Below are 24,075 nucleotides of genomic sequence, written 5' to 3' on the forward strand. Positions count from 1 at the left end.
GACTGAAGCAACTCAAGGCGGATGAGGCCTGGCTGTTGAGCATGCACCAGGGTGCACTGCCCCCAGCAGGTGCCACCGAGGCCGGAGCACCCACCGTCGAGGCGCAGGCCGGCTCGCCGGGTGGCACGGCGGCCGCCATCACGGGTGAGGCGGCTGCCGCACAGGCCGTTCCGCAGCCGCGGGGGGCGAAGAAGACGGGCGGCACCACCCGCGGGCAGAGGAAGGCCGCGCAGGCCAAACCCAAGGAGAAGGCGAAGCCGGCCAGGAAGACGGCGGAGTCGAAGAGCGGGCCGCCGCTGCGGGAGCTGGTGCAGGGCCTGCTCACCGGCGAGCCGCGTACGGTCGGCGAGGTGGTCAAGGACCTCACGCAGGCGCACCCGGAGCGAGTGGTCACCAGTGTGCAGGTGGTGCGCAACGCGCTGGAGACGCTCGTCGCCAAGAGCCTGGCAGAGCGCTCGAAGCAGGGCAGCACGGTCTACTACACGGCGCCCGACAACGACACCGCTGCAGCCGCGGCGCCCAGCGCTACCGGCGAGAGCGCGGCGGCCGAGACGGCCGAGGACAGCAAGGTTGCGGCCGGGGTGTAGCCGGGCTGTTGCGGGCGTGGGTCCTGCCCGTCCCCATGCGCGGGGACGGGCACGGGTACCACGGAGTTACGCAGGCCTGATGTTCTCCGCCTGCGGGCCCTTGGGGCCCTGGGTGACGTCGAAGGTCACCTTCTGGCCCTCCTGCAGCTCACGGAAGCCCTGGGCGGCGATGTTGGAGTAATGGGCGAAGACGTCCGGGCCTCCGCCGTCCTGCTCGATGAAGCCGAAGCCCTTCTCGGAGTTGAACCACTTCACGGTTCCGCTGGGCATGTACGTCCTCCAAGGGACTCGAGATACGGTCCCCGCACCGTGCGGGGCCCGGAGGTGATCGCCGGGTCCTCAGCGGCACTGAACAGCAAAACCGCCCGTGTGTATGTGCTCACGGGCGGAAGGGACTTCGGAACCACGACAGCTGACGGTGACGCTACACCGACCCCGCCCCCGGCAGCGTGAAATCCGCCGCAGCCCGGCCAGGTGTCGACACAGCCCGGGCCGGGCAGGAGCGACCCGTCAGCGGCGTGAGCCTTCATGCTGGCGGTGGTGGTGCTGCAGCGTTCCTGCTGCGCCTGTGTCTGCGAGGAGACAGCTGTCGGCGTACGCCTGAACGTTGCTCAACCCCGTACAGGTGAACGTGCTCAGTTGATGATGCGCTGACCACGGGTTCTCGTCAGTCCGCAATGGACGGTCGACAGCGTCAGACGGCCGGGCACTTCTCATGCCACCTTGATGACAACCTTGCCCGAGGTGTGACCGTTCTCGACGGTGGCGAGGGCGGCCGGGGCGTCGGAGAGCGGATGGACCGCGGTGATTACGGGTGCGAGGAGTCCGTCGAGGGCCAGCCGGGCCGACCGCTCCAGGTTCTCGCGGTCGACGCGACGCTCGACGAAACGCCCACCGAGATCGGGCACAGACATATCACCCACAGCGATGACGTTGCGGGGATCCTGGGCCAGCGGAGCGACCGTCCGCAGCGAGGTGCCTCCGGCCAGGTCGACGATCCCGTCGAAGCCGTCCGGAACCAGCTCGCGTGCCGCGGCGGCGACGTCCTCGGCGGTGTAGTCGATGAACCGCACCCCGATGGCCTCGGCGTGCTCGCGTTTGGCGGTGCTCCCGGTGCCGATCACGCGCAGCTCGCGCCCGATAGCCAGCCGGGCGACGGCGAGGCCGACCCCGCCCCCGACTCCGTTGACCAGGACCGTGGCACCGGCCGGGAGGCTGAGCTGGTCGAGCACGTCCACCGCGGTCGTCCCGGCTACTGGCAGCGTTGCCGCCACGGTCGCGGACAGACCCTCCGGGATGCGCGCGGTGTTCGGCGCGGACAGCACCGTCGTCTCGGCGTAGGTGCCGCCACCGGTGAGTGCGAAGCCGAAGACCGCGTCACCCACCTCGAGCCCGTTGACGTCCTCGCCCCGGGCGAGAACGGTTCCGGCTGCCTCCATGCCCAGCACGCGGGGAAACGGACGCCCGCCGTCGAGCCCGTCGACCAGACCCGAGCGCAGAAGGTGGTCGAGGGGATTCACGCCGGCGACGTCGACCTGGATCAGCACCTCGCCGCGACCGGGGACGGGGTCGGGACGATCGAAGAACTCCTGCACCTCGGGCCCGCCATACCTGCCGAAACCCCACGCCTGCCCCATCTTCCGCCGCCTCTCGTATGACCGACCCGGTGATTCCGGGCCTTGTCGCCATCCTCACCTCTGACATTGATGTGAGGGGCAACCGGCTGAGATGCAGATCACAGCATCAGGCCGACTGCGGCACCGGTTCCGGGGCCGTGGACAGCTCCGCCCGGTGTCGGCTGTTGGCCCTGATCAGGACGTCGAGTGCATCCCGGGTCTCGATCAGATGCGCAATGTCGGCGTCGATCCGGTCGCGCTCGCGCATCATCGCCGTGAACGTCTCCTCGGCGACGCCCAGGTCACCCGGGACGTCCACACACGGCAGCACAGTCGCGATCACCCTGCTGGACATACCCGCGTCGAACAGCTGTCGGATGAGTGACACGCGCTGGACCGCAGCATCGGAATAGTGACGCTGCCCCGCGTCGGAGCGTGCGCTGGTCAGCAGGCCCTGCTCTTCGTAGTACCGCAGTGAGCGCGGACTCACGCCCGTGCGCTTGGACAACTCGCCTATCCGCATCCCGGAGAGCCTACGCCCGCGTGCTCCAGGTTCAGACCGCCGTTGAGTCATGGACGCTCGCGGACACCCCCATGGCTGCATAGGTCTCAAGCGAGAGCACTTGTCGGTGGGTTCCGGCATCACCCGTCGTCCAGAGAGCGCGTGATTGTCGGTGAGAAGTAAGAGCAGCTGAAGAGGCGCGTCCCAGAAGATGTCCGTCATGCGAGCCCCGGCCCGGCCCGCGAGCGCGAGGCCGACCGAGATGAGCGTCGATCGCAGCCGTTCCGTCCGCCGGCCGAACCGGCGGGTGAGTCCCGGCACCTGCTCGGCAAAAGTCTTGCGCGGACAGGAGGCTTCCGCGCAGACGAACCGGCGCACCCTCAATGCCACCACGACGGACTTGCCCGCAGATGGCAGGTCATGGGGAAACCGCAGATAGGAGCCGTGTATTCGCCCGGAGGGGCACTCGCAGCCCGGACAGGTCGCCTGCCGGGCAGTGCTCAGGGCCTCGACCCGGACGACCATGTCGGTCACCTCGACCGACTCCACCAACACGTTCTCCAGCAAGGAGAACAGCAACTCTTCGAGTTGCGGCCGTACTTCGTTCACGAGGCAGCACTGTCGGCCACACTGCACACCGGCCGGGCGATTTTCGGGCTATCTCAGCCACCATCACGAGAAGATCGACAGTCACGCTGCGTACGCGACCACAAGAAGTGGACCAGAGCCAAAACAAACTGACATCGCAAACTCGGTACGGCGCCCGCTATGTCTGCGGCGGCCCGGTGGTGACTCCCACAGTCACGTCGAAACGGCTCCCGCAGTCACGCGCATAACCAACTGACCGACCAAGGCGGTGAAGGCCGCGCCTGGACCGGGTTGGCGGATCGGTTCGTGATGAAGGCCGGTCAGGCCGTGGGCGGAGTGCCAGAAGCAGGGTGTGCCTGCCAGGCTTCGGTCAGACTGCCGTGGATGGGGAAAACATTCCCAGCACCGGTGATGGTGAGCAGGCGCATCATCTGCGGGGGCGGTGCGACCAGAACGAGCTGGCCGCCGACGTCCTGAGCACGGCGGCGCAGGCGAATGAGGGTGTTGAGGCCGGAGGAGTCGCAGAACGTGACTGCGGTCAGATCCAGAAGCACGGTGCGGTGGTCGTTGAGGACCTCGTCCACGGTGCGCTCCAGGACCCAGGCAGTGTCCAAGTCCAGGTCCCCGGCCACCGTGAGGGCCCTCGTCTGCCCGCGGGTGTCGGCCACCTCGACATGGAGGAGGGTGTTCATAGCTGGCTGCTCCCGTCCTGATCGGTGCTGCGTGTGAAGGGCAGCGGATCGCTGAAGGGCAGTCCCGTCAGGGCCGCCGCCGGTTCGGTCGCCTCCACAGCGGGGCCGAGCCATTCGCACATCAGTACGGTGGCGTCGTCCTGGAGGTTTCCGTCGTGGTAGTCGAGGACGGCGTGGATGAGGCGGCGCAGGGTTTCGGGTACGGGCAGGCCGTCGGCGTGGTGGCGGATGAGGAAGTCGGTGAAGCGTTCGATACCGAACTCGGTGTCGTCGGGACCCCGTGCTTCGGTGATGCCGTCGGTGTAGAGCACGATGCGGTCGCCTGGCTGCAGATGTTCGCGGCAGATTGTGCTGGGCAGGCCCAGGTCGGTGCCCATGGGGTGGGCCGGGGGGCACTTGAGGTGGCTGCTCCAGCGGTTGGCGCGGATGATGACCGGCGGGTGATGGCCGCGGTTGACCCAGCTCAGTACACCGGTGCGGGTGTCGAGGGTGGCGAGGATGCCGGTGACGGAGCGCCGGTGGTCGTACTGCTCGATCAGGGCGGCTTCCACGGCCTCGCCCTCGGCGATGAGGCCGGCGTCCTGGCGGCGGGCGTTGCGGCAGGCCCCGAGCGCCAGGGCTCCGCACAGGCCGGCTGCGTTGTCGTGGCCCATGGCGTCGAAGATCGTTAGATGCACCAGCGGGCCGTCGAGGGCGTACTCGTACACGTCGCCGCTGATCCTATAGGCCGGCTCCAGCGACGCCGAGATCACGATGCGCCCGTCGGCATAGGTGCTCGGCGGCATCAGGTTCCACGCCATCTCGGCCCCGATGTTCAGCGGCTCGGTCCGCGTGAGGCGGGCGAGGGTGTCGCTGGAGGGTCGTTTGGCGACGATCAGGAGCGCCAGCAGCGCGGCGAGGCGGTCCGCGTCCTCACGGGCGCGGTCATCGTCGTACACGGAGCGTACGCGCAGCACTCCTACGCGCTCGGTTCCGTCCACCACAGGCAGCCACCAGTCGATGCCTGCCGCCTCCTTCAGGGACGAGGAGGTGAGCTGGCCGTACTGATAGGCCCGCCCGGGAGTGGTGCCCTCGATCCGGATGTTACTTGCGGTAGCCGGCGGGGTCCCGTCCGGACCGGTCAGCAACTGCAGGACCTGTCGGTCGAGATCCGCGACATAGATGAGCACGTCGGTGAAGCCCGCGGCGCGGGCGTATTCGTTCGCTTTCTGCGGCAGCGCCTCAAGGGGCATCAGGTGGCTGGCGTCCAGCAGACCGGCGAGCATCGCCCGCCCGCCTGCCTCACGGCCCACATCCACAGTCTCCTCCATTCCTCTGGGAAGTGCTCCATACCTTTCGCATCGGGCGCCCAACCGCAACCGCAGCACAGGAGCACCGCAAGCGCCAACCGAGCCCACGGCCTGCCGTCGGGCCAGGCGCGGCGCCTACCGCCGACCAGGCGCTCGATGGCCCGCGCCCGAGGCCGCCGACGACGAGCTTGTGCTTGTCAAGCTCGAACAAATGGCACAGATGCCCCTATGGATGTCAATCAGCTGCCTGAACGAGGTCTGGTCGGTCAGCCGGACTCCTCGCGGAGAGGATGAGGTTATAGATCTCTCGGCGACGTACCGCTTGAGACAGCGGATGATCTCCCGGTGTGTCTTGCCCTCGGCCATCAGCACCGTCACGGTCCAGCGGGTCCATACGCATGCGGCGGGTCCATCGAAAAGATGGGCTACGCAAGCCGTGGGCATGTGGAGGTTCATCGAGAGCTGCCCGGGTAGTGCGCAAGTGCTGGCCTCCGGATGCGTGACGGCTCCGGGGACCAGCTCCTCGATTCCCCACGTCACCGAAACTTGACGCTGCGGCGTGTGGTGATCGGCTGCTGCGCACGGACCATGCTCCGGGAGCAAGGGACGACGTCGATGAGGTGCTGCAGGAGGCGCTGCATCACCTTGCCCTACCGGCCGACTATGCGTCTTCGGGCAGCCCACCCGCCTGTATTCGCCCTGGCGAGGCCCCTATGACGTAGTCAGGCGGGGTCCGGGGACCGTACGAAGGGGGTGCAGACGGCGTGCCGGCCCAGGTGCACCTTGCGGCTGGTGTTGACGAACGTGGCGTGTCCGCCAAGGAATCTGCTGCTGCGGCCTTCGCGGGCGTAGATCGGGGTCAGGCGGATCCGCGCCCTTGGCATCAGGCACAACTGCCTGCTCTGGGGGTGGAGGAACTCGACGTCGTAGCGATCGCTGTCCACGAGATCGCTGATCACGAAACGTGCGGACGCCTCGGGGTGGCCGGGGATCCGGCCTGCCGCGGCAGCGTCCAGCGCGTCACGCCAGCGACTCACCGAGTGATCACCGAAGAACACCCCGCGGCTTCCCCAGGTGTAGACGGAGTCGTCGGAGTCGATCACTTTCAGTACCTTCTGTCGGCCGCAGGCCTTGAGCTGCTCCACGAGCGTCGTGTCGGCACGAGCCGGAAGTACCTGCGAACGCGGCACAGTCGCGCGGAGCACGGCCAGCAGATGTGCACCGAGCCGCTGGACGATGCGGGACTCCAGGGCCGGGTCCCAGACGAGTGCGAGCAGCGCCTTCGTGCCGAAACCGTGGAAGAGCGGATTGATCAGTCGTTCTGACGCCGCGAGGATCTCCCGGCGCAGACGCTTGTCGTACTGCCGCAGCTCCTTGACGTAGCAGAACCGCCAGCCCCTGCGCCCGTCATCACGAAACGAAGAGAAGAATCCCACCTCCATCGGGAGGGCGAACTGCTCCCTCATGCGGCGGGCGGCGAGCTCGTTCTCCGACCGGTACATGCGGTACTGGTCGTCCATCCAGATGCGCTCGATGCCGAGGCGGTCGAAGGTCCGGAAGACGTCGTCGGCTCCCACGCCGTACGCCTGCTCGAAGGCGTGCATCTTCCCGGCGTTGCCGAACGCCTCCTCGAGCTCGGTGACCAGCGGAGTTCCCTGGCTCACCACGACATCGAGGCGGAACAGCTCGATGCGACGGTGCAGGTCGCGACCGCGGAGATCTTCGGGCACTCCGATGTCCAGAGCCGCTCGGACATGCGGATCACCGTCCGCGTACAGGTCCTGAGCGGTGTCGCAGAGCGCGACGACGGCGGAGCCGAGTTCTTCGAGCTGTCGCGTCAGACCGGGGCCGAGTGGAAAGGGGCGTGCTGCAACGAGCCAGGGCGCCCACTCCGGATCGGACAGGCCGTATCGCACCTCCAGCGCGATCAGCGTGCCCTCGGCATGAAGCGCCGCGCCGAGACGGTCGGGGTCCTGCGCCGTCGGCACGTACACGACGTCCGCCAGGTCGTGCCGCCGCTCTTCCCGAGCGAAAATCGCCACGTATAAACCCTAAGCCTGGGCATGTGGCCACGACGCGGCTCGCCTGACGCGGTCGGTCGGGGGCATCCGTTCACGGCAGCTGTGTGCCCAGGTCAAGGGCGTCGGCGAGCTCACAGAATCCGATCGGGTACAGGTGCTTGGACGGGTCAAGCCGACCGCTCGACCTCGCAGCCCGAAACCTCAGCGCCCGGCTCTGCTCACCGCCCTCATCATCACCGAGGCAGGAACCATGCACCCGATCTACCGGCGGCTGGCCGACCACGCCGGTCACATCTGCCCCTGCAGGCCGACAGCGTGTGGACCGATACGGTCAGGATCCTCCACGACCGCTACCGCAACCCATAGCGAACAGCGCCGTCAGCAGCAGCGACCTGAGCTGGCTCGGGACCGTGGTGTTCCGTGCCCCGCCACCCGCCCCAAGGCCGACTTCAGGCGCAGGGTGCCATGGGCGCCGCGACCGCAGCCGAACCGGTCAGCTCCATGGACCCACCGGTCAGGGCGACTTCCCCGCTCCGTGAGCTGGTGATGGAGCGTGATGTCTTCGAGCTATGGCAGGGGGCGGGCCGGTCCGGTGAGGGCGGCGCGGATCGCGGCCCATTCAGGCGGGAGGCGGCGAAGCCCCGCATGAGCGGCGAGCCGGCGCCACCGGCCGGTGTCGATGAAGCCGCAGCAGTTGTCGCAGACGGACCAGTCACCGGCGGTGAACACCTCCGCGATCATGTCCGGGTTGCCCAGGGCGCGGCCGTAGACGGTGTCCTTGAGGTTCATCATTACTCCCGGCCGGGATAGGTGAGAGTGGGCGGGGCGTCGCGGAAGAAGCACTCGTCCGGATCGCGGGGGCTGAGCCGCAGCGTCCGCATTCTCCCGTCCTTCAGGATGATCTCCATCGTCTCGAGCACCAGCCGTGGGCGGCCGAACGCGTCTCGCTCACGGGTGTGCTGATCCGGGGGGCCGTGCTCAGGACCCCGGGGTGCGGTATGGGCGAGTGGGGGCGCACACTGAAGGTCGCCTGTCGCCTCCCGCCCCTTGTGGCCGGGAGGCGAGCCGAAAAGCTGGCTCACGTTCCTGCCTCATCCGGTCTGCCTCGCAAGGGATGGGTGGTGGTGCCCCGTGGAGCAGCGTGCGGTGTCGGTCGAGGTGACCCCGAACGGCTACGTCGTCTCCTGCCCGGGCACGGAGGTGGTCGGGCGCGGGCCGACCGAGACGGACGCGTGGCTGGACTTCTGGGACGCGGTCCGCGACGACTGGAAACCACCCGGGGAGAGCTCGGTCGCCCCTTTGGGCGGGCGGCTGCCTGCGCGTCGCGCCCGCCGGGTGCGCACGATCCGGGTCCGCGACCTGTTCGGCTGACACTCCCGGGCGTTCTTTCCCGGCCCGGGCTTGCTGGGGTTTCGTGCCCCCATGCTTCGTCACGATGCTGTTGGCGAATGCGAGGCACTGATCACTCGTCCCGGCGGGAAGCCGCCGGGACGAGTGCTGCCAGGTGGGATGTCCGGGTCCGGGATCGGGGCCGGTTGGAGGTTCCAAGCGTCGTCGGTGTCCTGGGCGGTGCGGGCCTGCTGGATGGCCTCAGGCTCTGGTCGGCGTCGCAGGGTGATCTGTCTGTAGCTGGCGGCGGACGAGCTGATGCAGCTGGAACGAGCAGAGCAGGGGCGGCAGCCGGCCGGGAGGAACTACCCGGACAACCGAGGTCCCGCGGTGGGAGAGGGGGTCGCCCCATCGGTCGGTGGTGGCGCCGTTCGGGCAGGTCACGGTCTTGTTGTCCCAGGCCACGATGAAGGCGTCCTGGGCGTACCCGCCGGTGGCCTGGGCGGTGGTGTTGCTGGTCACCGGCCCGGTCAGGGTGATGCCCTGGCGATGACGGGCGGTGACGATGCGGGAGCCGTCGATATAGCCGTTGTCGACGATGTGCTCGTCGGGCAGCAGATCCTACGCCGCAAGACCGTCGTGAACACTCTCGGTCGCTTTGATGTCGGGGATGGTGGAGTCGGTGGTGAACACGTGGGTGACCAGAGTGAGGGTACCCGGTGTGCAGGCCTAGGTGAGATGGACTTTGAAGCCGGAGACGATGACCGCAGCCAGGCTGCCGTAGGTCTTGTCGTAGCTGGAGAACGTCGCCAAGAACAGGGCGAAGGCGGCCGAGGCGACAAGCCAGATGAGCACGGCGCGGATGCTGCCGGGGCTGACCCAGCGGAAGTGGCGTCGGACGTTGGGCGCGGCCCAGTACAGCAGCGCGACGATCAGGCTGAACAGGATGATCAGCACGGGCCATTTGGCGATGTTCCACACCATGACAGCCGTGCTGCCGATGCCGAGGATCTGTCCGGTCTTCTGGGCGAGGGTGCCGGTGAAGACCACACCGATCGCGATCAGCGCCAGCAGCACGACCACCCCGAGGGTGATGAGGAGCCGGGTGGGCAGCGTCTTCCACACTGGCCGGCCTTCGCCGATGTCGTAGACGGCGTTGGAGGCCCGCATGACGCCGCGATATAGCCCGAGGCCGACCACAGCGCGACCACCAGGCCGACGATGAAAGTCAGCCCCGCCTTGCCTTGGCTCCTTTCCAGCTGTCCCAGCATGCTGGTGATCAGCTCACGTGCAGTGCCCGGGGCCAGACTGCCCAGGTTGTCGATCAGGGGCTTGATCCTCGCGCTGCCCAACAGAGCGAGGACCGCCATCAGGGCGAGCAGGGCGGGAAAGATCGCCAGCACCCCGTAGTAGGTGAGGGCGGCCGCCCCGTCGGGCAGGTTGTCGTCCCTGAACTCCCTCACCGTACGCCTGAGCACCGCCTACCAGGACCGTTTGGGCAGCTGGCTGGGCTTGCTCGCCGACAGCCGCCTCCCGGCACGCCGTGCGTCATCCTCCCGCCCGCTGGGCACCTCATCTGCTGGTTTCCGGGCCATGATCACACTCCTTCTTCGGTTGCCCGCCGCGCAGACCGGGGAAGGAGCAACTGGTTTGCACGGCAGTCCCGGTGGTGCAGCGCAGAGCGGGGAGGAGGCGCTCAATCGGCTCTACGCAACGACCGCGCCGAGCCTGCTGTCAAGGACCGGTGCTGGGGCCGCGGCTCTGGCCGCGTGCTTCGTCAGCCACCTGCTGCCCGGAGTCGCGGGCCTGCTCCGTCACGTGCGCCGCTTGCGCGCTCGCCTGCTCCTTGGTGGTGCGAGCGGCGTCCGCGGCGGAGTCCTCGACCTGCTCGGCCGCCTGCTGCGCGACCTCGGTCGCGCCTTCCCTTAGGCGCTGGGCCGACTCGAGGGCCGCCTGCTTGACCGGCTCGACGGCGTCGCTGTCGGCGATCTGGGAGGCCGTCTGCTGCTCGGCCTGCGAGACCGGCAGCAGGGACGCGGTCAGGAGCCCGGCCCCGAAGGCGATCAACCCTGCCGCCAGGATTACCCTGCGTCTGCCGCACCGCTTGCTGCGGTGCCCTGGCCACCGTCTCGCGTGCCTGCCCAGCCAGTTCACCCACCTGACCGGCAGCCTGTCCGGCAGTCTCGCGCACTGTGTCCGCAGCCCCGCCGGCGCTCTCCTTCGCTGCCCCACTAGCCTGCAGCGTCCGGTGCCGGGCCGTCCCGGCGGAATCAGCCATGGGGCCCATGACACGGTCCCGCAGCCCGGACACCGCGCCGCGCATCCGCCTGGTGCGGCGGCGCACTATCTGCCGCGGGCGGGCGCGGTCGGCGAGTTGATCGACGTTCTGCGACAGGCGTTCGCGGGTGGTGTCTATCTCGGTCCTCATTTGGTCGGGTGACGTGCCCATTGCGCGTCCTCCTTCAACGTTTCGACGGTCTGCTCAGGCTTCGGCGATACCTCCCGCATCCGGGAGCGGCCCATGACGTACAGCACAGCGGCGATCAACGCCCACACCGCCGCGACGATCAGCGCCGCCCAGTCGGCGTCCATCACGTTGGCAAGAGCGAACACGGCCGCCAGCAACAGGAACAGCGCCACCATGTATCCGCCGAACCCGGCGCCCCCGTACACCCCCGCGGCCTTGCCCGCCTTGGTGGCCTCCTCGCGGATCTCCGTCTTCGCCAGCTCCACCTCCTGGCGGAAAAGCGTCTGCACGTCCGACGTCACCGCGGACAGCAGCTCACCAACCGAGCGGCCCTCCCCCTGGCCTGTGCCTTCCGCCCCGGGCGACTGCGGGTGGATCGACGCCATCTCACACCCCCGGCTGAGCCGGGTTAGCCGGAAACTCCGGTGGTGGCACCTCAGCGCCTTGCGGCACCGGCGTCACAGCCGGTACGCCCTCATGGAGGGGGTCGGTGTCTTCACGCTCCAGGCCCTGCCTTCCACTGTCTTGATACGGGGCCGGTGGCGCCCCCGCCGCCTTGGTGCCGGCCTTGGCCGGGCGGCCGACCACCAGTCCGGCCAGCACCGCCCCGCCCAGGAACGCTCCCGGACGGCGGCGCGCGAAATTCTGCAGGTCACCTACCAGGCCGTCCAGACCGTTCTTGTCCAGGTAGTCCGCCGCGCGACGGCCTTGATCGGCTGTCTGGGTGGCCAGGCTGCGGGCGGGCGAGTCATCCGAGGCCTTCTCCGCCAGACCCGCGAGATCATCGGCCCACTGCCGCACCGTCCCGGCCACCCGCTCCACCTGCCCCTGACCCTCGCCCACCACGCGCTGCTTCAGCTCCCCTATCGCGCTACCTACCTGCGCGCCCGTCTCACCGGCGACCGCTTTGACCCGCTCGGCAGCGGTACCGGCCACCTCTCCGACGGCCTGCCCGGACTGCGTGGCCACCGCAGGGGCCTGTTCCTTCGCCGTCTGCCCCATCTGCTGAACACGACCGGCATCCGGCATGAGCCACCTCCTAGACGAGTAAGTCCGAAGGCTTCGGGTGCATGAAGCGAGGGTCTCGTTGGTCCGTTTGTGACGACAGACCTCGAAACCCTCGCGACTGCACTGTACGTGAAGATCGATGACTCTCTGGCAGGATCACGGCGTTGGGGCCGTCCGCCGAGGCTGACCGATGCCGAGTTACTGACGCTGGCGGTGATGCAGGCCCTGCTTGGGTTCGTCTCCGAGACCCGCTGGCTGCGGTTCGCCCGCGCCCATCTGGCGGCCGCCTTCCCCTACCTGCCCCAGCAGTCTGGCTACAACAAGCGTCTGCGGGCAGCGAACACGCTGATCAGCAGGTTCATCCGCACCCTGGCCCGGGACACCGACCTGTGGCACGACGACGTGTGGATCGTGGACTCCACGCCCGTCGAGTGTGCACGCTCACGGCCCACCGTCCAACGCTCCGACCTGGCCGGCTGGGCCGAATACGGCTACTGCCCCTCGCACTCCCGGTACTTCTGGGGCCTGCGGCTGCACCTGATGTGCACGCCCGGCGGGCTGCCCATCGCCTGGGCACTGGCCAACCCCAAAGTCGACGAACGCGAGGTGCTGGCCGACATGCTCACAGGTGACCAGGACCTGCTGGCCACACATCCCGGGCAGACGGTCGTCGGCGACAAGGGCTACGTGTCCAAGGGCCTCGACGCCTTCATAGCCGAGCACGGCCTGACCCTGCTACGGCCGACCTACCGCAACATCAAGCCCCGACCCGGCGAACACCTGCTCAAGCCCGTCCGCCAGCTCATCGAGTCGGTCAACGACACCCTCAAGGGCCAACTCGACCTCGAACGTCACGGAGCGAGAACCCCCGCCGGAGTCCTCGCCCGCGTCGGCCAGCGAATCCTGGCCCTGACCACCGCGATCTGGCACAACCGCAACACAGGCCAATCCATCACACGATCACTCACCGCCTACGACCACTGACCAAGCATTCGGATTACTCGTCTAGGCTCCGAGCGGCCACTAGGTCGGCCGTCCGGATTCGCGTCTTGGGGCCCCCGCGTGTTCACGCAAAACAGCCTTATCGGACATCGGAGCGGGAAAACGCACGGCATGGCCCTGCGCTTGCTCCAGGTCCAGTGGCTGAACCAGACCCTCCTCCACTGGTCCTTCCCGCCCAGCGAGGTGCAAAGACTCCTGCCTGACGGACTGGTCGTTGACGAGCGGGACGGGCGGGCCTGGGTAAGCCTGACGCCCTTTGTTATGGCACATGTACGGCCTGCCGGAGTCCCCGCGACGCCCTTGTCACGCCTGGCTTCTTTCCCCGAGACCAACCTGCGCACCTATGTACGCGCAGCGGATGGCCGTGAGGGACTGTGGTTCTTGACCATTGAAGCAGCAAACCCGACAACGCTGGTCGCGCGAATGGCCGTCGGTGTCCCGTACCATTGGGCCGACCTGTCCGTCACGAGCCACGGCAGCACGGTGAGATACGCCGGCTCCCGGCGCGGTGGCGGGCCGTCGTACCGCTTGACCGTACGCCCTGGTGGTGAAATCGAGTCGTCGGATCTCGACGTGTGGCTGACCTCCAGGTGGCGTGCCTACACACGACGCATGGGGATTGTGTGGGAAGTCCCGGTGAAGCACGAACCCTGGGCGCTGTCCTCGGCCACCCTCGATGATCTGCAACAGACACTCCTGGCCGCCGTCGGGCTGCCAGCCCCCACCGGGAAGCCTCTGGTTCACTACTCGGCGGCGGTCCACCACGTGAGCATTGGTGTCCCACGACCCCGCCCCACCTGAGCGAGGACGTCCGCAGGGACATGCCCTTCCGGCCAGACCGATGCCGCCGGTGATGCCCTACTCGGCGCAGGCGGCACCCAGGAGCTCGGCGGTCGGAACAGCGAAGCCCCTGGCCACAGCAGGCCGGTAGAGGCCAATCACTGCGAAGTCCGCACCGAACCAGTCGGCTTTCTCCCTGGCCCACAGCAATGTGCTGGCGCCGGAGCAGGAGCAGAAGGTCAACTTTTCCAGGTGGATGCGCAACGCGGGTGGGCGCGCATGCAGGCAGCAACGGACGGCCTCGCGGGCTCCGGGAGCACTATCGCGCCCGACGTTGCCGGCGTGGACTCGTTCAGGCATCGGCTGGACGGCAGCATTACCGCTCCCTGGGCCCACCACACTCCGGCCTGCGCCAGGGAGCAGAGCCGTACCTGCGCTTGGCTGCCGACCGCAAGCACACCGTGCCCGAGATCGCCGCCCGTCTGCGCATGGCCTTCGCGCAGTCGGAAGCGGCAGCACGACCGCGGCGGCTTCCGCCTTCTGACGTCTCGCCGGTCACGCTGTCTCGCGGGGCACACCCCTGCCCGCTCGGCAGGACCAGGCGCAGCGCGGCAACGGTGGTGTCCCGGGCGATTGCCAAGTCCATGTCTGTGGCAGGAGAGACCGTCATCGGTTAAGCGACCGGCAGTGGGGTCGGCCGCCGACCGAAAGCGGACGGCACTACCATCTCCTGCCAGCGGGTGAGAGCGCCGGTCCGGGGCTCCTAGCAAAGGGCACCGGCGCACCATCCGCACGGAAGGGAACCCCAATGATGGCGGTCTCGGCGGCTCTCATCGCATGCCAGGGCCTCATCACCCTGCGGCCTCGGGAGCCGTGGCGAGCGACTCTCCCTCCTTCATAGCGTGTGGGCCCAACTCCAAGGGATACATACAGGTCATGAGGGTGCTCGCCGGAGTGCGTGACGGTGATCGCCGTTTGACGAAGCGGATGGCGTCGTGGGACTCGCCCGGCCTCACACGCTCCTTGTCGGCGATGGAAGAGGCCGCAGAGGGCACCAAGCTGTGGTGCGGCGGCGCTGCGGTCATGGCATGGCTGGGCGGCTGGCGGGGCCGTAGGGCCGCGGCGGGCCTGGCGGCGATGGTGTTGGCGCAGTTGGTGGCCAACGGCGTGTGCAAGCAGCTGGCCGACCGGCCCCGGCCGCCCAAGGGATGGTTCCCCCACGGTGAGGTCGACGACCGTTCCGGCTCGTCGGTTCCCCTCCGGGCACACTGCGGCCGCGGTGGCCTTCAGCGCCGCCGTTGCTCCCTCCTGGCCGCTAGCGGGCGCTGTCTGCGCCGTGCCAGCAACGATGGTGATTGTCGAACGGGTGCAAAGGGGCACCCACTACCACAACGATGTCCCGCCGGCGCTGGGATCGGCCTGGCCAGCGCCTGGCTCGCTGCTGCTGCGGCACCGCAGCAGGCACGCGACAACGATCACGATGCGGGGCTCCTTCCTTGGGGACGACACAAGTCGGGTACCCACCAGGACGCCGACCATTAGCCAACCTTGCGAACTGGCCTGCCTGGGTACTGGCGCCCATGGAGGCGGACGAGTGCCCTGACGCCGCACGGCCGGCACCTACATGGCGCGCCATGGGCTCCAGAGCAATCCCCAGTTCTTGGGGACATGCGCCCCACGTACTGCAGCACACGCGGCCCGGACCGGGCGCCCGCATCCACCCCGGCGACCCGGGGAGGAGCGAAGGGATTCAGCCGTCTGCGAGCCGCTCTATTCGGCCGCCGGAGCCGGTACCGCTGGATGGAGTCCGGCGCTGGGCTGCTCCTTTCCGCATCTTCCCCATAACATCCGGGCCACTGATTGAGAACTGAACGTTTCTGAAATGTGTGGGGTTGCTGTGACGCTTGCGGATGGGCCAGGCAAACGTGGAAATGCGAACCAGAGAGCAATACCCAACCGATCCAACACACGGAAAGGCCGCAAAATGCGGAAGACCGCTCGATGGACTGCAGCCGGCGCCGCCCTCACCTTAGCGCTGATGGGCTCAATGGCCGGCACCGCACACAGCGAACCCTCCTCGCTGTACGCCCCCTCGGCACTGGTCCTTACCAGTGCTCATGGAGAAAGCGTCGCCGCGACACCGCAGCGCGCTGTGACTCTCACTTGCGCCCCCACCGCGACTGGCACGCATCCGGCCCCCAAGGACGCCTGTGCCGCGCTCGCGCAGGTAAAGGGCGACTTCAGCGAGCTGGCAGAGACCACGCGAGGAGAGCCGCGCTTCTGCACCAGGCAGTACGACCCCGTCACGGTAACCGCACAGGGCGTGTGGCAGGGCAAGCGTGTGAACTACGAGCACACCTTCTCCAACGAGTGCATCAAGAATTCCGAAGGCTCAAGCGTCTTCGAATTCTGAGATCCCCTTGCACGGTTTAGAGATAACGGGCCCGGCCGCAGCGTGGCAGCATTTCTTCAACTCCCGCCGTTTAGGGCACTCCCCGCTACCTCCCGATTTTGTGGGGCTGCTCCCCAAAGTCGGATGTGCGGGGCGCTGTAGCCGAGGCCCGCTCTCCCTCTTTGTCCATGCCCCCTGATCGCGCATACGCGATACCTCGGCCGGGGCGCTTACTTTGCCCAGTCGCAGCCTATCCACCTTGAGGATTCGGGTGCCGCTGGTCTCTAGCCAGTCGGCGCGCCAGTCCAATGACGGTAGGGATGACGGAACAGGCTGGTCATGCTGCCTGTCTCGTGATTCTCGTTCTTGCAGACGGCGCGTGTGTGAGATCTGGATGAAGGGGAATCGCCGACGGCGGCGATAGCCCACGCCCGTGGCGTGTCAAGACAATGGTCGGCTGTCGTCGGTCTCGTCGGGCAGAGCGATGCGGGCGGTGATGCGCTTGCCGACGGGCTCGCTGCACTTCGAAGCCTTCGGCGACGGCCATCACGACCTCCAGGCCGTGCTGTCCCACCCGGACGATGTCCGCGGCCCGTGCGATCGGCAGTACCGGGTCGGAGTCCCAGACCACGACTTCCACCGTGTCGCCGGTGATCCGCAGTTCAAGCAACGCCGGGCCGGGGGCGTACTTGCGGGCGTTGGTGACCAGCTCGCTGACCACCAGCTGGGTAAGGTCCATGGCGCGCTGCGAGACGGGCAGGCCATGGTCGGCCCGGACGCGGGTGAGGAAGGCGGCTGCCAGGTGGCGGGCCTGGGCGATGTCCGTGCCGTCCCCCTCCAGAGCCACCGTGGTCTGTGCCGTTCTCGCCCCCTGGCACTGACTCCATCGCAGTACTCACCTTCACTACCCCCGTTCACCCCTCGCGCGCCCACCCACACCGGTAAGGCGTGACGTTTGCTGCCCCTCTGTTGGCTCCACCGCCCCTGGGAGGCCACTCGGTGTACGCGGGGCAGCTGTCCGGGCGACGGTCCTGGTGTGCCCGTATCACCGACATGGCTGAGGAAGAAGTGGCGGGTACCGAAAAGGCTGAACTGGCGGGCCAGTTGTCGGTCGTGGCCACCACCGTGGACGGCTCCGCCAGGCCATGGATCTGCCTGACACGTCCCATCCCTGCGTCGTGGTGTCCCTGCGGCAGTTGACCTTCATCGACTCCCTCGGCATCAACATCTTCCTCGCCGCCCACCACGCACTCACCGAGGCCGGCGGCTGGCTGTGCCTGGCCGCACCCGGCGAAGCCGTGATGCGCACCCTCACCATCATCGGTCGACGCCGTCATCGACTGCCGCGAAACCCTCCACCAAGCCCTCACCAACTGACCCTTCCCCACAGCGACCACGCGCTGAACAGGCGTACCGGCGGAGGGGGCCGCTGCCCTTTGAAGCGTTCGTGCACGGCCGGAAGGACGGCGTTGGCCCACGCTGCTGTCGCTCCGGGTCTGTCAAACGAACGGTCCTGTCTCACATTCGGTGGTAACGGAGGGTGGCGCTATCCGAGGAGGATGCGGTGGCGGAGCAGGGTGAAGCCTGCACGGCCGTGCATCTGGCGTGCGATTCGCTTGGTCTTGGTGTTGACACCTTCGGTGCGGCCGTTGCTGTACGGAAGTGTGAGTGCGGCGTTCACGGCGTCGCGGTCCCGGTACAGGCCCCGGGTGAAGGCGTGCAGATGGGGCAGATCGGCTGAGCGAACCTCGACGATCCAGCGCGAGAGCCCGTCGGCATTTCCTGCGCAAGGCGTCAGGAGTTTAGCGAAGCCCCCAACAACGGCGGCCAGTTGGGTCATCTCGGGGCAGGCGGCGATGAGCCGTGCCAGAAGATCGTGATGTTCGGCCTTGCGGTTGTCGGGCCTGGTGAGGATCATCCGGGCGAGCCCGCGCGGGGAGATGTGGCTGCGGTCGGCGTCCGCGCGGCCCTGGTTGACGTACTTGTGCAGGAGGTTCAGGCAGCCGGCGAAGCCCAGGGCCTTGATCTCTTCGAAGAGGTGCTGGACGGGGACGGCGGGGTCCTCGGTCCGGCGTTTGCGCAGGTGCTCACGGTAGGGGTCGACGAGGCTCGCGCGATACTTGGGGACGCGGAGCATCCGCTCGGGCCGGTCGGCTCGCGCGTAGCGTTTGACGGTGTTCAGGGCCAGCTGCAGACGGCGGGCGCACTCGAGCAGGCCCACACCCTTCTCGAGCAGGCCGTGCACCTGGTGCCAGCGTTCCAGGGTGGTCTGAGCGCGAGGCCCCTCGTAGATGGGCGCGTCCAGCACGGCGGCCCAGCAGGTGCTGTGCGCTCTCACCTCGCTCAGGACGTCTTCGCACAGGTTGTGCCACAGATGCCACCGGTCCGCGACCTGGACTGCGTCGGGCAGGGCACGGCGGATGGACTCGGCGTAGGTCGCGGAGCCGTCTCGGCACACGATCTCGATGCCCGGATGCTCGCGCAGCCATGCTTCCGGCGTGTCGGCGGTGCGGTCGGGCAGTACGTCGGTCCGTTCATGGGTCTCGGCGTTGATCACGACGGTGGCGTAGCGGTGCCGCCGGCGCAGGGCGAAGTCGTCGACGCCGATCACACGGGGCACCCGCCCGGTAGGCAACGGGATGCGTAGCAGGGTGCGCAGGGCCGTGTGACGCAACAGGCCCACCGCGAATATCGCTAGCAGCCGTGATCCAGCCCGGGCCCGCTAACTCTTTGACCACGGCCATGACCTGCCTGGTCAGACGGGCCGTGCGGCGCTGGTATCGCTCCAGCACCCCGGGCATCTGCTCACGGAAGGCCTGCCGGCAGCCGCGTCTGGGACACACCAGACGCCGAACCCGTACACGGACCACCACCCGGCGGTCGTCCACCGGCACGTCGGCGACGGTCCGCCAGTGGTAGCCGTGCACCCGCCCCGTGGATGCCCCGCACACCGGACAGATCGCGGCCTCCTGCGGAGTACGCGCCGGCACCACGATCCGCTCACCCTCGTCCGCCACCTCCTCGATGACCAGCGGGAACAGGCCCGAAAACACTATCTGCACAAGCTCGTTGATGTCCTTCACGCGAAGGTCAACGACCCTCACGACTCTCCGTCACCACCGAATGTGAGACAGGGCCGAACGATTTCCAGTCCCGTCGCTCCTGAGCGACGATCCCGCGGTGAAGTCGCCGGGTCGTCAGGTGCCATCGGTGAAGCTGTGCGGCTCCGGTGAGCAGCTCACTGCCGCATCAGGCAGCTGGGCAAGCCCCGTGTAGGGGTGGTTCCACGGCCATTGGATGTTCTTCAGCGTGGCGGGTACATGCGGTGTATCTGTCAGTGGAGAGGGGCGGTTGTGGTTGGAGCGTTGGTTGCGGGCGGCTGGGGCTTGTTCGCGGGTGGGGCTCTGCTGGGGGGCGCGGCCGTCGGCTCGTTTGTGCGGGTTCCGCCTCGGCTGATCGCTCTGGTCATGGCATTCGGCAGCGGTGTGCTGATGGCCGCGGTGTCGTTCGAGCTGATCGCTGAGGCCTACGAGCGCTCCGGTATGGGGCCGGTGGTGACAGAGGCGTTCGGCGGGGCTGCCGTGTACACGGCGGCAAACGCCCTGTTGGCACGGCACGGTGCTCAGCACCGGAAACGATCCGGAGAGCAGCAGCCGTCCGAGATCGAAGCGCCGGGGTCGGGCAACGCCATTGCGCTCGGGGCGCTGCTGGACGGGGTCCCGGAATCCGTGGTCATCGGCACCAGTCTCCTGGGCGGCGGGCAGCTGGGGGCAGCCACGGTGGGAGCGGTGTTCATCAGCAACCTTCCCGAGGGCCTCGCCAGTGCCGCCGGTATGCGCAGCGCCGGCCGCAGCCGCAGATATGTGTTCGCCCTATGGGGAAGCATCGCTGTGATCAGCGGTCTGGCTGCGTTGGCCGGGTACACGTTGCTGAGCGGGGCGTCCGCGGCCGTGATGGCGATGATCACGGCGGTAGCCGGCGGGGCGATCCTGGCGATGATCGCGGACACGATGATCCCCGAGGCTTACAACAAGGTTCACCTGTTGACGGGACTGGTCACCGTAGTCGGGTTCCTGTCGGCGTTCGCCATGGCTCACCTGTAAGTGCGGAGGACGGAGCGGGAGGGGTCCTCGCAAAGGTCGGATTCCGATGACCGTGCAGGCTCGCTCCTCGGCACGCCCGGCCCGTGCCCAATCAACACAACGGACAGCGCCTAACGGCTGCGCGAGCCTTCACCACCAGGCCGGGCCACATCGGGGGCACACCACGAGGCACCCGGTCGGCAGCCGATCGCATCTGCAGACCGCCCTGCCCCTCACCGCGGCCCCACACCCACGGTGGGTAGCGGCCCGCAAGAAGGGCGGAGCGGGCGCTCGAGTGCCTGCCGACGCCGTCTGCCGAGCCCTTTTGACGACCAGACCGGGCCTTGACCCAAGGCCGGGTAGTTAACGGATTCTTGCTGGTGGCAAGGGGTTTCGGCGTCGATCGCAACGCGGGCAACGGGATCGACGTTGATCAGATAGTCCGCCAAGACTGCTGATCGCCGAGGAGTTCCGTTGCCCGCATCTCAGTGTGCCTGCCACCCGGTCTGACGACGTTCTCTCGAGAACTCACGGTGGCCGCGGGGCGGTTCGGTCCTGGTCACCTGGGTGAGTTGACCCAGGTCGTCTCCTTCGACCTCGTCGACGCCGTCCTGGAGGAGACCCGGTGTGTGCAGCGCCGGTTACGGGATCTGCCTACGCGGGTCGGTGTCTACTTCCTGCTCGCGATGTGCCTGTTCCCGGAGGTTGGCTACCGGTTGGTGTGGCAGAAGCTGACCGCGGCGCTGACGGGCGCCGGGCTGGAGACCGCGTGGCCGACCGCGAAGGCCCTCCGCGACCTGCGCCGACGAGTCGGTTCAGGACCCGTCCACCGGTTGTTCGAGGTCCTCGCCGGCCCGCGGGCCCAGCCGTCCACGCCCGGCGTGAGGTTCGGGTCCTTCCGGACGGTCTCCTTCGACGGCTGCAGCTCGATCAAGCTGCCTGACAGTGTCCGGAACGTAGACCGCTTCGGTTCGCAGAGCCGCGGCGGCTACCCGATGCTGGATGACTCTGGTGGAGACCGGGACACGGGCCCTGATCGGCGCGGTATTCGGAGCCACCAGCGGCGGGGAGACCGCCTACGCCCGCCGGCTGCTGCACCACCTGAGCCCGGACATGCTGGTCCTGTGGGACAAGGGCTTCGACCAACGCCTTCCTCGCCGCCGTAGCCGACACCGGTGCCCAGTTCCTGGGCCGGCTCCGAGCCAACCGCCGCACCCCGGTCCTTGTCCGGCTCGCGGACGGCTCCTACCTGTCCGTCCTCGGCTCCCTCCCGGTCCGGGTCGTGGAAGCACAGATCGCCGTGACCTGCGACGACGGCAGCACCTTCACCGGCTCCTACCGCCTGGTGACGACTCTCACCGACGCCCGCCGCTGTCCGGCCGGCACTCTCGTCGGCCTCTACCACCAGCGATGGGAGCACGAGTCTGCATACTTCGCGCTGCGGCACACCATCATGCGGGCCGGGTCCTGCGCTCGAGCGACCCCGTCGGCGTCGAGCAGGAGATGTGGGCCCTGCTCAGCCTCTACCAGGCCCTGCGGACCGTGATGGTCGAGGCGGCAGAGTCCCGGCGGGGCACCGACCGGACCGCTGCGGTTTCACCATCGCCCTGCACACCGCCCGTGACCGGGTCGTCCAGGCCACGAGCATCACCCCACGTACAACGATCGGTGTCATCGGCCGCCGGATCCTGGCCGGACTCCTCCCAGCCCGGCGGCCGCGCATCAGCACCCGCAAGGTCAAATCACAGATCTCCCGCTACCACGACCGCCAGCAAGACGGCCGTCCGGACACCAGCCGCACCATCACCCGTCTCGACATCAGCATCCTCGAGCCCGAACCACAGCTACCCACCGAACCCGGCCTTGGGTCAGGGCCCATCCCCTGTGTGCGACAGCGTTGCCGCGCGCCGCAATGCCCGTTAGTGAGCCCAGTTGCCGCAAGCACGTCATGCGCTCCTGAGCAACTCGTTCAAGGGTTGCCAGTCGAGGTGCTCGCTCTCTGTGCCGGGTGGCACGAGGGCGCAGGTCAGGGAAAGCCAGTCGGTCAGTGCCGCCCGGTCGAGTGTGAAGTGGACGCAGGGGAAAATGCCCAGGCGTATCTGGAGCCCGCCAGCGCATCCAGGTCCGGGAACGGGGCGGATACGGACGTCGCCCATTCCTGCGGGGGCGCGGGTGCCGTTGAGCAGCAGCTCGCGGTCCATGTACCACACGACCGGGGGGCTGTGCGGGGGCTGGAAAGTGACCTTGATGGCAAAGGGGTCCCGCGTGCTGTGGTGGAAGGTTGTGGCGACGGCGAAGCAGAAGCCGCCACGCACCTGTTGGATCTCGGTCCTCCAGGTGAGCTCACGCCGGCGGACGGGGCCAGAGGGACGGACAGAGGTCTGGCGTCACCTTTCCCAGGGCAGGGCCGCCCGGCACGGCAGCGCGCTGTGCGTACTCGGATATCCGCCCGGGGAGCTTCTACACCACTCGGCGGTTTTGCCGCAGCAGCGTCGATTCGTACGCCGCCGTCCTGTCGGCATATCGGGCAGGCATTGCCTGCCCGGGGTCAACTCCTTGCCCAAAGCGCCCCCGGGCAGACAGTGCCGCACACGCCCGCCGCCGACGGGACGGGCGTTGCCGCCCCTACAGCGAGACCGGGGCGAACAGGTCACAGCTATGGATGCTCTCTCGCAGCGTGGCCCAGGCTGTTGCACGTTCTACCCGTATCCGCCTGGCCTGGTTCGTCATCGGGCCCGTTCAGTGGTCATCGGCTCTCAGGGGTGTGGCACCACTGCTACGGGGCAGGTTGCGTGGTGCAGAGCGGCGTGAGCCGCTGATCCGATACGTCCACCGATCGGGGAGCGGCGTACCTGTCGGCCGAGGATGAGCAACTGTGCCCGGGTGGCAACCGACAGCAGTACCTGTCCCGCGCTTCCCAGTTCCACGTGCGGGGTCACAGTGACGGTCGGGTACTTCTCCCGCCATGGCTTCAGCGCGTGCTCCAAAGTTTTCTTCTCGAACGGTTCCAGCCCTCCGGCTTCGTCGGCGAGGCGCATCGATCCGGGGCTGTAGGCGAAGATGGGCGGCAGGCTCCAGGCCCGCACCGCTCGCAGCGTTGCGCCGCGTGCGGCGGCTGCTTCGAAGGCGAACTGGAGTACGTGGTCACTGTCGTCGGCGTCGCCTTGCTGGCCCACGACGATCTCTCCGCCTGCTGTCTTATCCGCACCCCCGTCCCGGGCTCGGACGGAGACCACGGGGCAGGACGATGCCGCGATGACCTGCTGACCGTAGGAACCAAGCAGGAATCCTGCGATAGCCCCGTACCCGCGAGATCCGAGCACCAGCATGTTCGCCCGCTGGGCTTCGGAGAGCAGCGCGGAGACCGCCGTGTCCGACACCACCTCGGCGGTGACTGGCACGTCCGGGTACCGGCTGACTACATGTGTCTCAGCCGCCCGCAGAATGGTGTGGGCCGATTGCCCCTGCTCTTCCTTGTCCTGGACGATCGGTACGTCCAGCGGCTGCCAGAGCCAGGCGTGCACGATGCGAAGGGGCAGCCCTCGGAGAGCGGCTTCGCGGGCTGCCCAATCCGCAGCGGCCAGGCTCTCGGGAGATCCGTCCACTCCTGTGACGATGGCTCGGGTCATAAGAAGTCCCTCCTACGATTCGGCGGGCACGGCCACTCCAGCTGGCCCTGCCCCTCAAGCATGGGCGATTCCAAGGCGATACGGCCTCCCT

20 protein-coding genes and 6 pseudogenes are annotated in these 24,075 nt (G+C 68.0%); 8 read left to right on the forward strand and 18 right to left on the reverse strand.

Annotated features, from left to right (window positions below):
- The coding region (locus tag ACFU5O_RS20210; RefSeq protein WP_384242286.1) for a hypothetical protein at nucleotides 1-587 on the forward strand (587 nt) is incomplete at its 5' end.
- Nucleotides 588-653: 66 nt separating this feature from the next.
- Here the strand turns inward: ACFU5O_RS20210 and ACFU5O_RS20215 are convergent.
- From ACFU5O_RS20215 to ACFU5O_RS20250, 8 genes and pseudogenes are all read right to left on the reverse strand, one after another.
- On the reverse strand, nucleotides 654-857 hold the full coding sequence (locus tag ACFU5O_RS20215) for a cold-shock protein (protein WP_384242288.1): 204 nt from the start codon (nucleotides 855-857) through the stop codon (nucleotides 654-656).
- Between the two features lie 443 nt (nucleotides 858-1,300).
- Entirely contained in the window at nucleotides 1,301-2,224 is a 924-nt protein-coding gene (locus ACFU5O_RS20220) for an NADP-dependent oxidoreductase (protein ID WP_257536789.1), read from the reverse strand.
- A 106-nt stretch (nucleotides 2,225-2,330) separates the two neighbouring features.
- On the reverse strand, nucleotides 2,331-2,726 hold the full coding sequence (locus tag ACFU5O_RS20225; RefSeq protein ID WP_384242775.1) for a MerR family transcriptional regulator: 396 nt from the start codon (nucleotides 2,724-2,726) through the stop codon (nucleotides 2,331-2,333).
- Between the two features lie 345 nt (nucleotides 2,727-3,071).
- A pseudogene (locus ACFU5O_RS20230) lies at nucleotides 3,072-3,230 on the reverse strand (transposase family protein); the annotation flags it as partial.
- A gap of 383 nt (nucleotides 3,231-3,613) precedes the next feature.
- Complete coding sequence (locus ACFU5O_RS20235) at nucleotides 3,614-3,985, reverse strand: STAS domain-containing protein (protein ID WP_384242290.1); 372 nt, start codon at nucleotides 3,983-3,985, stop codon at nucleotides 3,614-3,616.
- Nucleotides 3,982-5,295 carry a PP2C family protein-serine/threonine phosphatase gene (locus tag ACFU5O_RS20240; RefSeq protein ID WP_384242292.1) on the reverse strand — a complete coding sequence of 438 codons (1,314 nt, stop codon included), beginning with the start codon at nucleotides 5,293-5,295 and terminating at the stop codon, nucleotides 3,982-3,984. The genes ACFU5O_RS20235 and ACFU5O_RS20240 overlap by 4 nt, the downstream gene beginning before the upstream one ends.
- Before the next feature lie 701 nt (nucleotides 5,296-5,996).
- Entirely contained in the window at nucleotides 5,997-7,316 is a 1,320-nt protein-coding gene (locus ACFU5O_RS20245) for a hypothetical protein (protein WP_384242294.1), read from the reverse strand.
- A 546-nt stretch (nucleotides 7,317-7,862) separates the two neighbouring features.
- Nucleotides 7,863-8,087 carry a hypothetical protein gene (locus ACFU5O_RS20250; RefSeq protein WP_384242296.1) on the reverse strand — a complete coding sequence of 75 codons (225 nt, stop codon included), beginning with the start codon at nucleotides 8,085-8,087 and terminating at the stop codon, nucleotides 7,863-7,865.
- Between the two features lie 339 nt (nucleotides 8,088-8,426).
- Between ACFU5O_RS20250 and ACFU5O_RS20255 the strand changes: the two genes are divergently transcribed.
- A complete protein-coding gene (locus ACFU5O_RS20255; protein WP_384242299.1) occupies nucleotides 8,427-8,666 on the forward strand; it encodes a hypothetical protein in 240 nt (79 codons plus the stop codon).
- Nucleotides 8,667-8,885: 219 nt separating this feature from the next.
- On the opposite strand, the gene ACFU5O_RS20260 is transcribed toward ACFU5O_RS20255, so the two are convergent.
- The 6 genes and pseudogenes from ACFU5O_RS20260 to ACFU5O_RS20285 form a co-directional block, all read right to left on the reverse strand.
- Nucleotides 8,886-9,146, reverse strand: a complete 261-nt coding sequence (locus ACFU5O_RS20260) for a hypothetical protein (protein ID WP_384242301.1) — start codon at nucleotides 9,144-9,146, stop codon at nucleotides 8,886-8,888.
- 207 nt (nucleotides 9,147-9,353) lie between these two features.
- Nucleotides 9,354-10,102, reverse strand: a pseudogene (locus ACFU5O_RS20265) (YihY/virulence factor BrkB family protein).
- A 256-nt stretch (nucleotides 10,103-10,358) separates the two neighbouring features.
- Nucleotides 10,359-10,691: a hypothetical protein gene (locus tag ACFU5O_RS20270; RefSeq protein ID WP_384242812.1), complete on the reverse strand. Its 333-nt coding sequence runs from the start codon at nucleotides 10,689-10,691 to the stop codon at nucleotides 10,359-10,361.
- Between the two features lie 301 nt (nucleotides 10,692-10,992).
- Nucleotides 10,993-11,073: pseudogene (locus ACFU5O_RS20275) on the reverse strand (DUF3618 domain-containing protein); the annotation flags it as partial.
- Complete coding sequence (locus tag ACFU5O_RS20280; RefSeq protein WP_384242303.1) at nucleotides 11,049-11,477, reverse strand: phage holin family protein; 429 nt, start codon at nucleotides 11,475-11,477, stop codon at nucleotides 11,049-11,051. The gene ACFU5O_RS20280 and the pseudogene ACFU5O_RS20275, both read right to left, overlap by 25 nt.
- Before the next feature lies 1 nt (nucleotide 11,478).
- Entirely contained in the window at nucleotides 11,479-12,120 is a 642-nt protein-coding gene (locus ACFU5O_RS20285) for a hypothetical protein (protein WP_384242305.1), read from the reverse strand.
- Between the two features lie 69 nt (nucleotides 12,121-12,189).
- Here ACFU5O_RS20285 and ACFU5O_RS20290 point away from each other — a divergent pair, with 69 nt between their 5' ends.
- From ACFU5O_RS20290 to ACFU5O_RS20300, 3 genes are all read left to right on the forward strand, one after another.
- Nucleotides 12,190-13,083 carry an IS982 family transposase gene (locus ACFU5O_RS20290; RefSeq protein WP_384242307.1) on the forward strand — a complete coding sequence of 298 codons (894 nt, stop codon included), beginning with the start codon at nucleotides 12,190-12,192 and terminating at the stop codon, nucleotides 13,081-13,083.
- A 129-nt stretch (nucleotides 13,084-13,212) separates the two neighbouring features.
- Nucleotides 13,213-13,902: a YqjF family protein gene (locus ACFU5O_RS20295; RefSeq protein ID WP_384242777.1), complete on the forward strand. Its 690-nt coding sequence runs from the start codon at nucleotides 13,213-13,215 to the stop codon at nucleotides 13,900-13,902.
- Nucleotides 13,903-15,928: 2,026 nt separating this feature from the next.
- Nucleotides 15,929-16,294 (forward strand): subtilase-type protease inhibitor, encoded by a 366-nt coding sequence (locus ACFU5O_RS20300; protein WP_384242780.1) that lies wholly within the window; start codon nucleotides 15,929-15,931, stop codon nucleotides 16,292-16,294.
- Nucleotides 16,295-16,714: 420 nt separating this feature from the next.
- Here the strand turns inward: ACFU5O_RS20300 and ACFU5O_RS20305 are convergent.
- Nucleotides 16,715-17,165: pseudogene (locus tag ACFU5O_RS20305) on the reverse strand (ATP-binding protein).
- A gap of 253 nt (nucleotides 17,166-17,418) precedes the next feature.
- On the opposite strand from ACFU5O_RS20305, the pseudogene ACFU5O_RS20310 reads away from it, so the two are divergent.
- Nucleotides 17,419-17,538, forward strand: a pseudogene (locus ACFU5O_RS20310) (anti-anti-sigma factor); the annotation flags it as partial.
- A 281-nt stretch (nucleotides 17,539-17,819) separates the two neighbouring features.
- Here ACFU5O_RS20310 and ACFU5O_RS20315 read toward each other — a convergent pair.
- Nucleotides 17,820-19,326, reverse strand: a pseudogene (locus ACFU5O_RS20315) (ISL3 family transposase).
- Nucleotides 19,327-19,626: 300 nt separating this feature from the next.
- On the opposite strand from ACFU5O_RS20315, the gene ACFU5O_RS20320 reads away from it, so the two are divergent.
- On the forward strand, nucleotides 19,627-20,376 hold the full coding sequence (locus ACFU5O_RS20320) for a ZIP family metal transporter (protein ID WP_384242782.1): 750 nt from the start codon (nucleotides 19,627-19,629) through the stop codon (nucleotides 20,374-20,376).
- Nucleotides 20,377-20,888: 512 nt separating this feature from the next.
- Nucleotides 20,889-21,521, forward strand: coding sequence for a transposase domain-containing protein (locus ACFU5O_RS20325; protein WP_384242309.1), 633 nt, complete (start codon nucleotides 20,889-20,891; stop codon nucleotides 21,519-21,521).
- Nucleotides 21,522-22,301: 780 nt separating this feature from the next.
- Here ACFU5O_RS20325 and ACFU5O_RS20330 read toward each other — a convergent pair.
- Both ACFU5O_RS20330 and ACFU5O_RS20335 read right to left on the reverse strand, forming a co-directional pair.
- Nucleotides 22,302-22,670, reverse strand: a complete 369-nt coding sequence (locus ACFU5O_RS20330) for an SsgA family sporulation/cell division regulator (RefSeq protein WP_384242311.1) — start codon at nucleotides 22,668-22,670, stop codon at nucleotides 22,302-22,304.
- Between the two features lie 441 nt (nucleotides 22,671-23,111).
- Nucleotides 23,112-23,984, reverse strand: coding sequence for a universal stress protein (locus tag ACFU5O_RS20335; protein ID WP_384242314.1), 873 nt, complete (start codon nucleotides 23,982-23,984; stop codon nucleotides 23,112-23,114).
- Between the last annotated feature and the right edge of the window lie 91 nt (nucleotides 23,985-24,075).

Source organism: Streptomyces sp. NPDC057445 (assembly GCF_042802855.1).
Lineage (GTDB): Bacteria > Actinomycetota > Actinomycetes > Streptomycetales > Streptomycetaceae > Streptomyces.

Coding starts and splice junctions, on each gene's coding strand:
- ACFU5O_RS20235 (WP_384242290.1), bottom strand. CDS start 3,985: ATGAACACCCTCCTCCATGTCGAGGTGGCCGACACCCGCGGGCAGACG.
- ACFU5O_RS20295 (WP_384242777.1), top strand. CDS start 13,213: ATGGCCCTGCGCTTGCTCCAGGTCCAGTGGCTGAACCAGACCCTCCTC.
- ACFU5O_RS20285 (WP_384242305.1), bottom strand. CDS start 12,120: ATGCCGGATGCCGGTCGTGTTCAGCAGATGGGGCAGACGGCGAAGGAA.
- ACFU5O_RS20335 (WP_384242314.1), bottom strand. CDS start 23,984: ATGACCCGAGCCATCGTCACAGGAGTGGACGGATCTCCCGAGAGCCTG.
- ACFU5O_RS20300 (WP_384242780.1), top strand. CDS start 15,929: ATGGCCGGCACCGCACACAGCGAACCCTCCTCGCTGTACGCCCCCTCG.
- ACFU5O_RS20220 (WP_257536789.1), bottom strand. CDS start 2,224: ATGGGGCAGGCGTGGGGTTTCGGCAGGTATGGCGGGCCCGAGGTGCAG.
- ACFU5O_RS20250 (WP_384242296.1), bottom strand. CDS start 8,087: ATGATGAACCTCAAGGACACCGTCTACGGCCGCGCCCTGGGCAACCCG.
- ACFU5O_RS20225 (WP_384242775.1), bottom strand. CDS start 2,726: ATGCGGATAGGCGAGTTGTCCAAGCGCACGGGCGTGAGTCCGCGCTCA.
- ACFU5O_RS20215 (WP_384242288.1), bottom strand. CDS start 857: ATGCCCAGCGGAACCGTGAAGTGGTTCAACTCCGAGAAGGGCTTCGGC.
- ACFU5O_RS20280 (WP_384242303.1), bottom strand. CDS start 11,477: ATGGCGTCGATCCACCCGCAGTCGCCCGGGGCGGAAGGCACAGGCCAG.
- ACFU5O_RS20240 (WP_384242292.1), bottom strand. CDS start 5,295: ATGGAGGAGACTGTGGATGTGGGCCGTGAGGCAGGCGGGCGGGCGATG.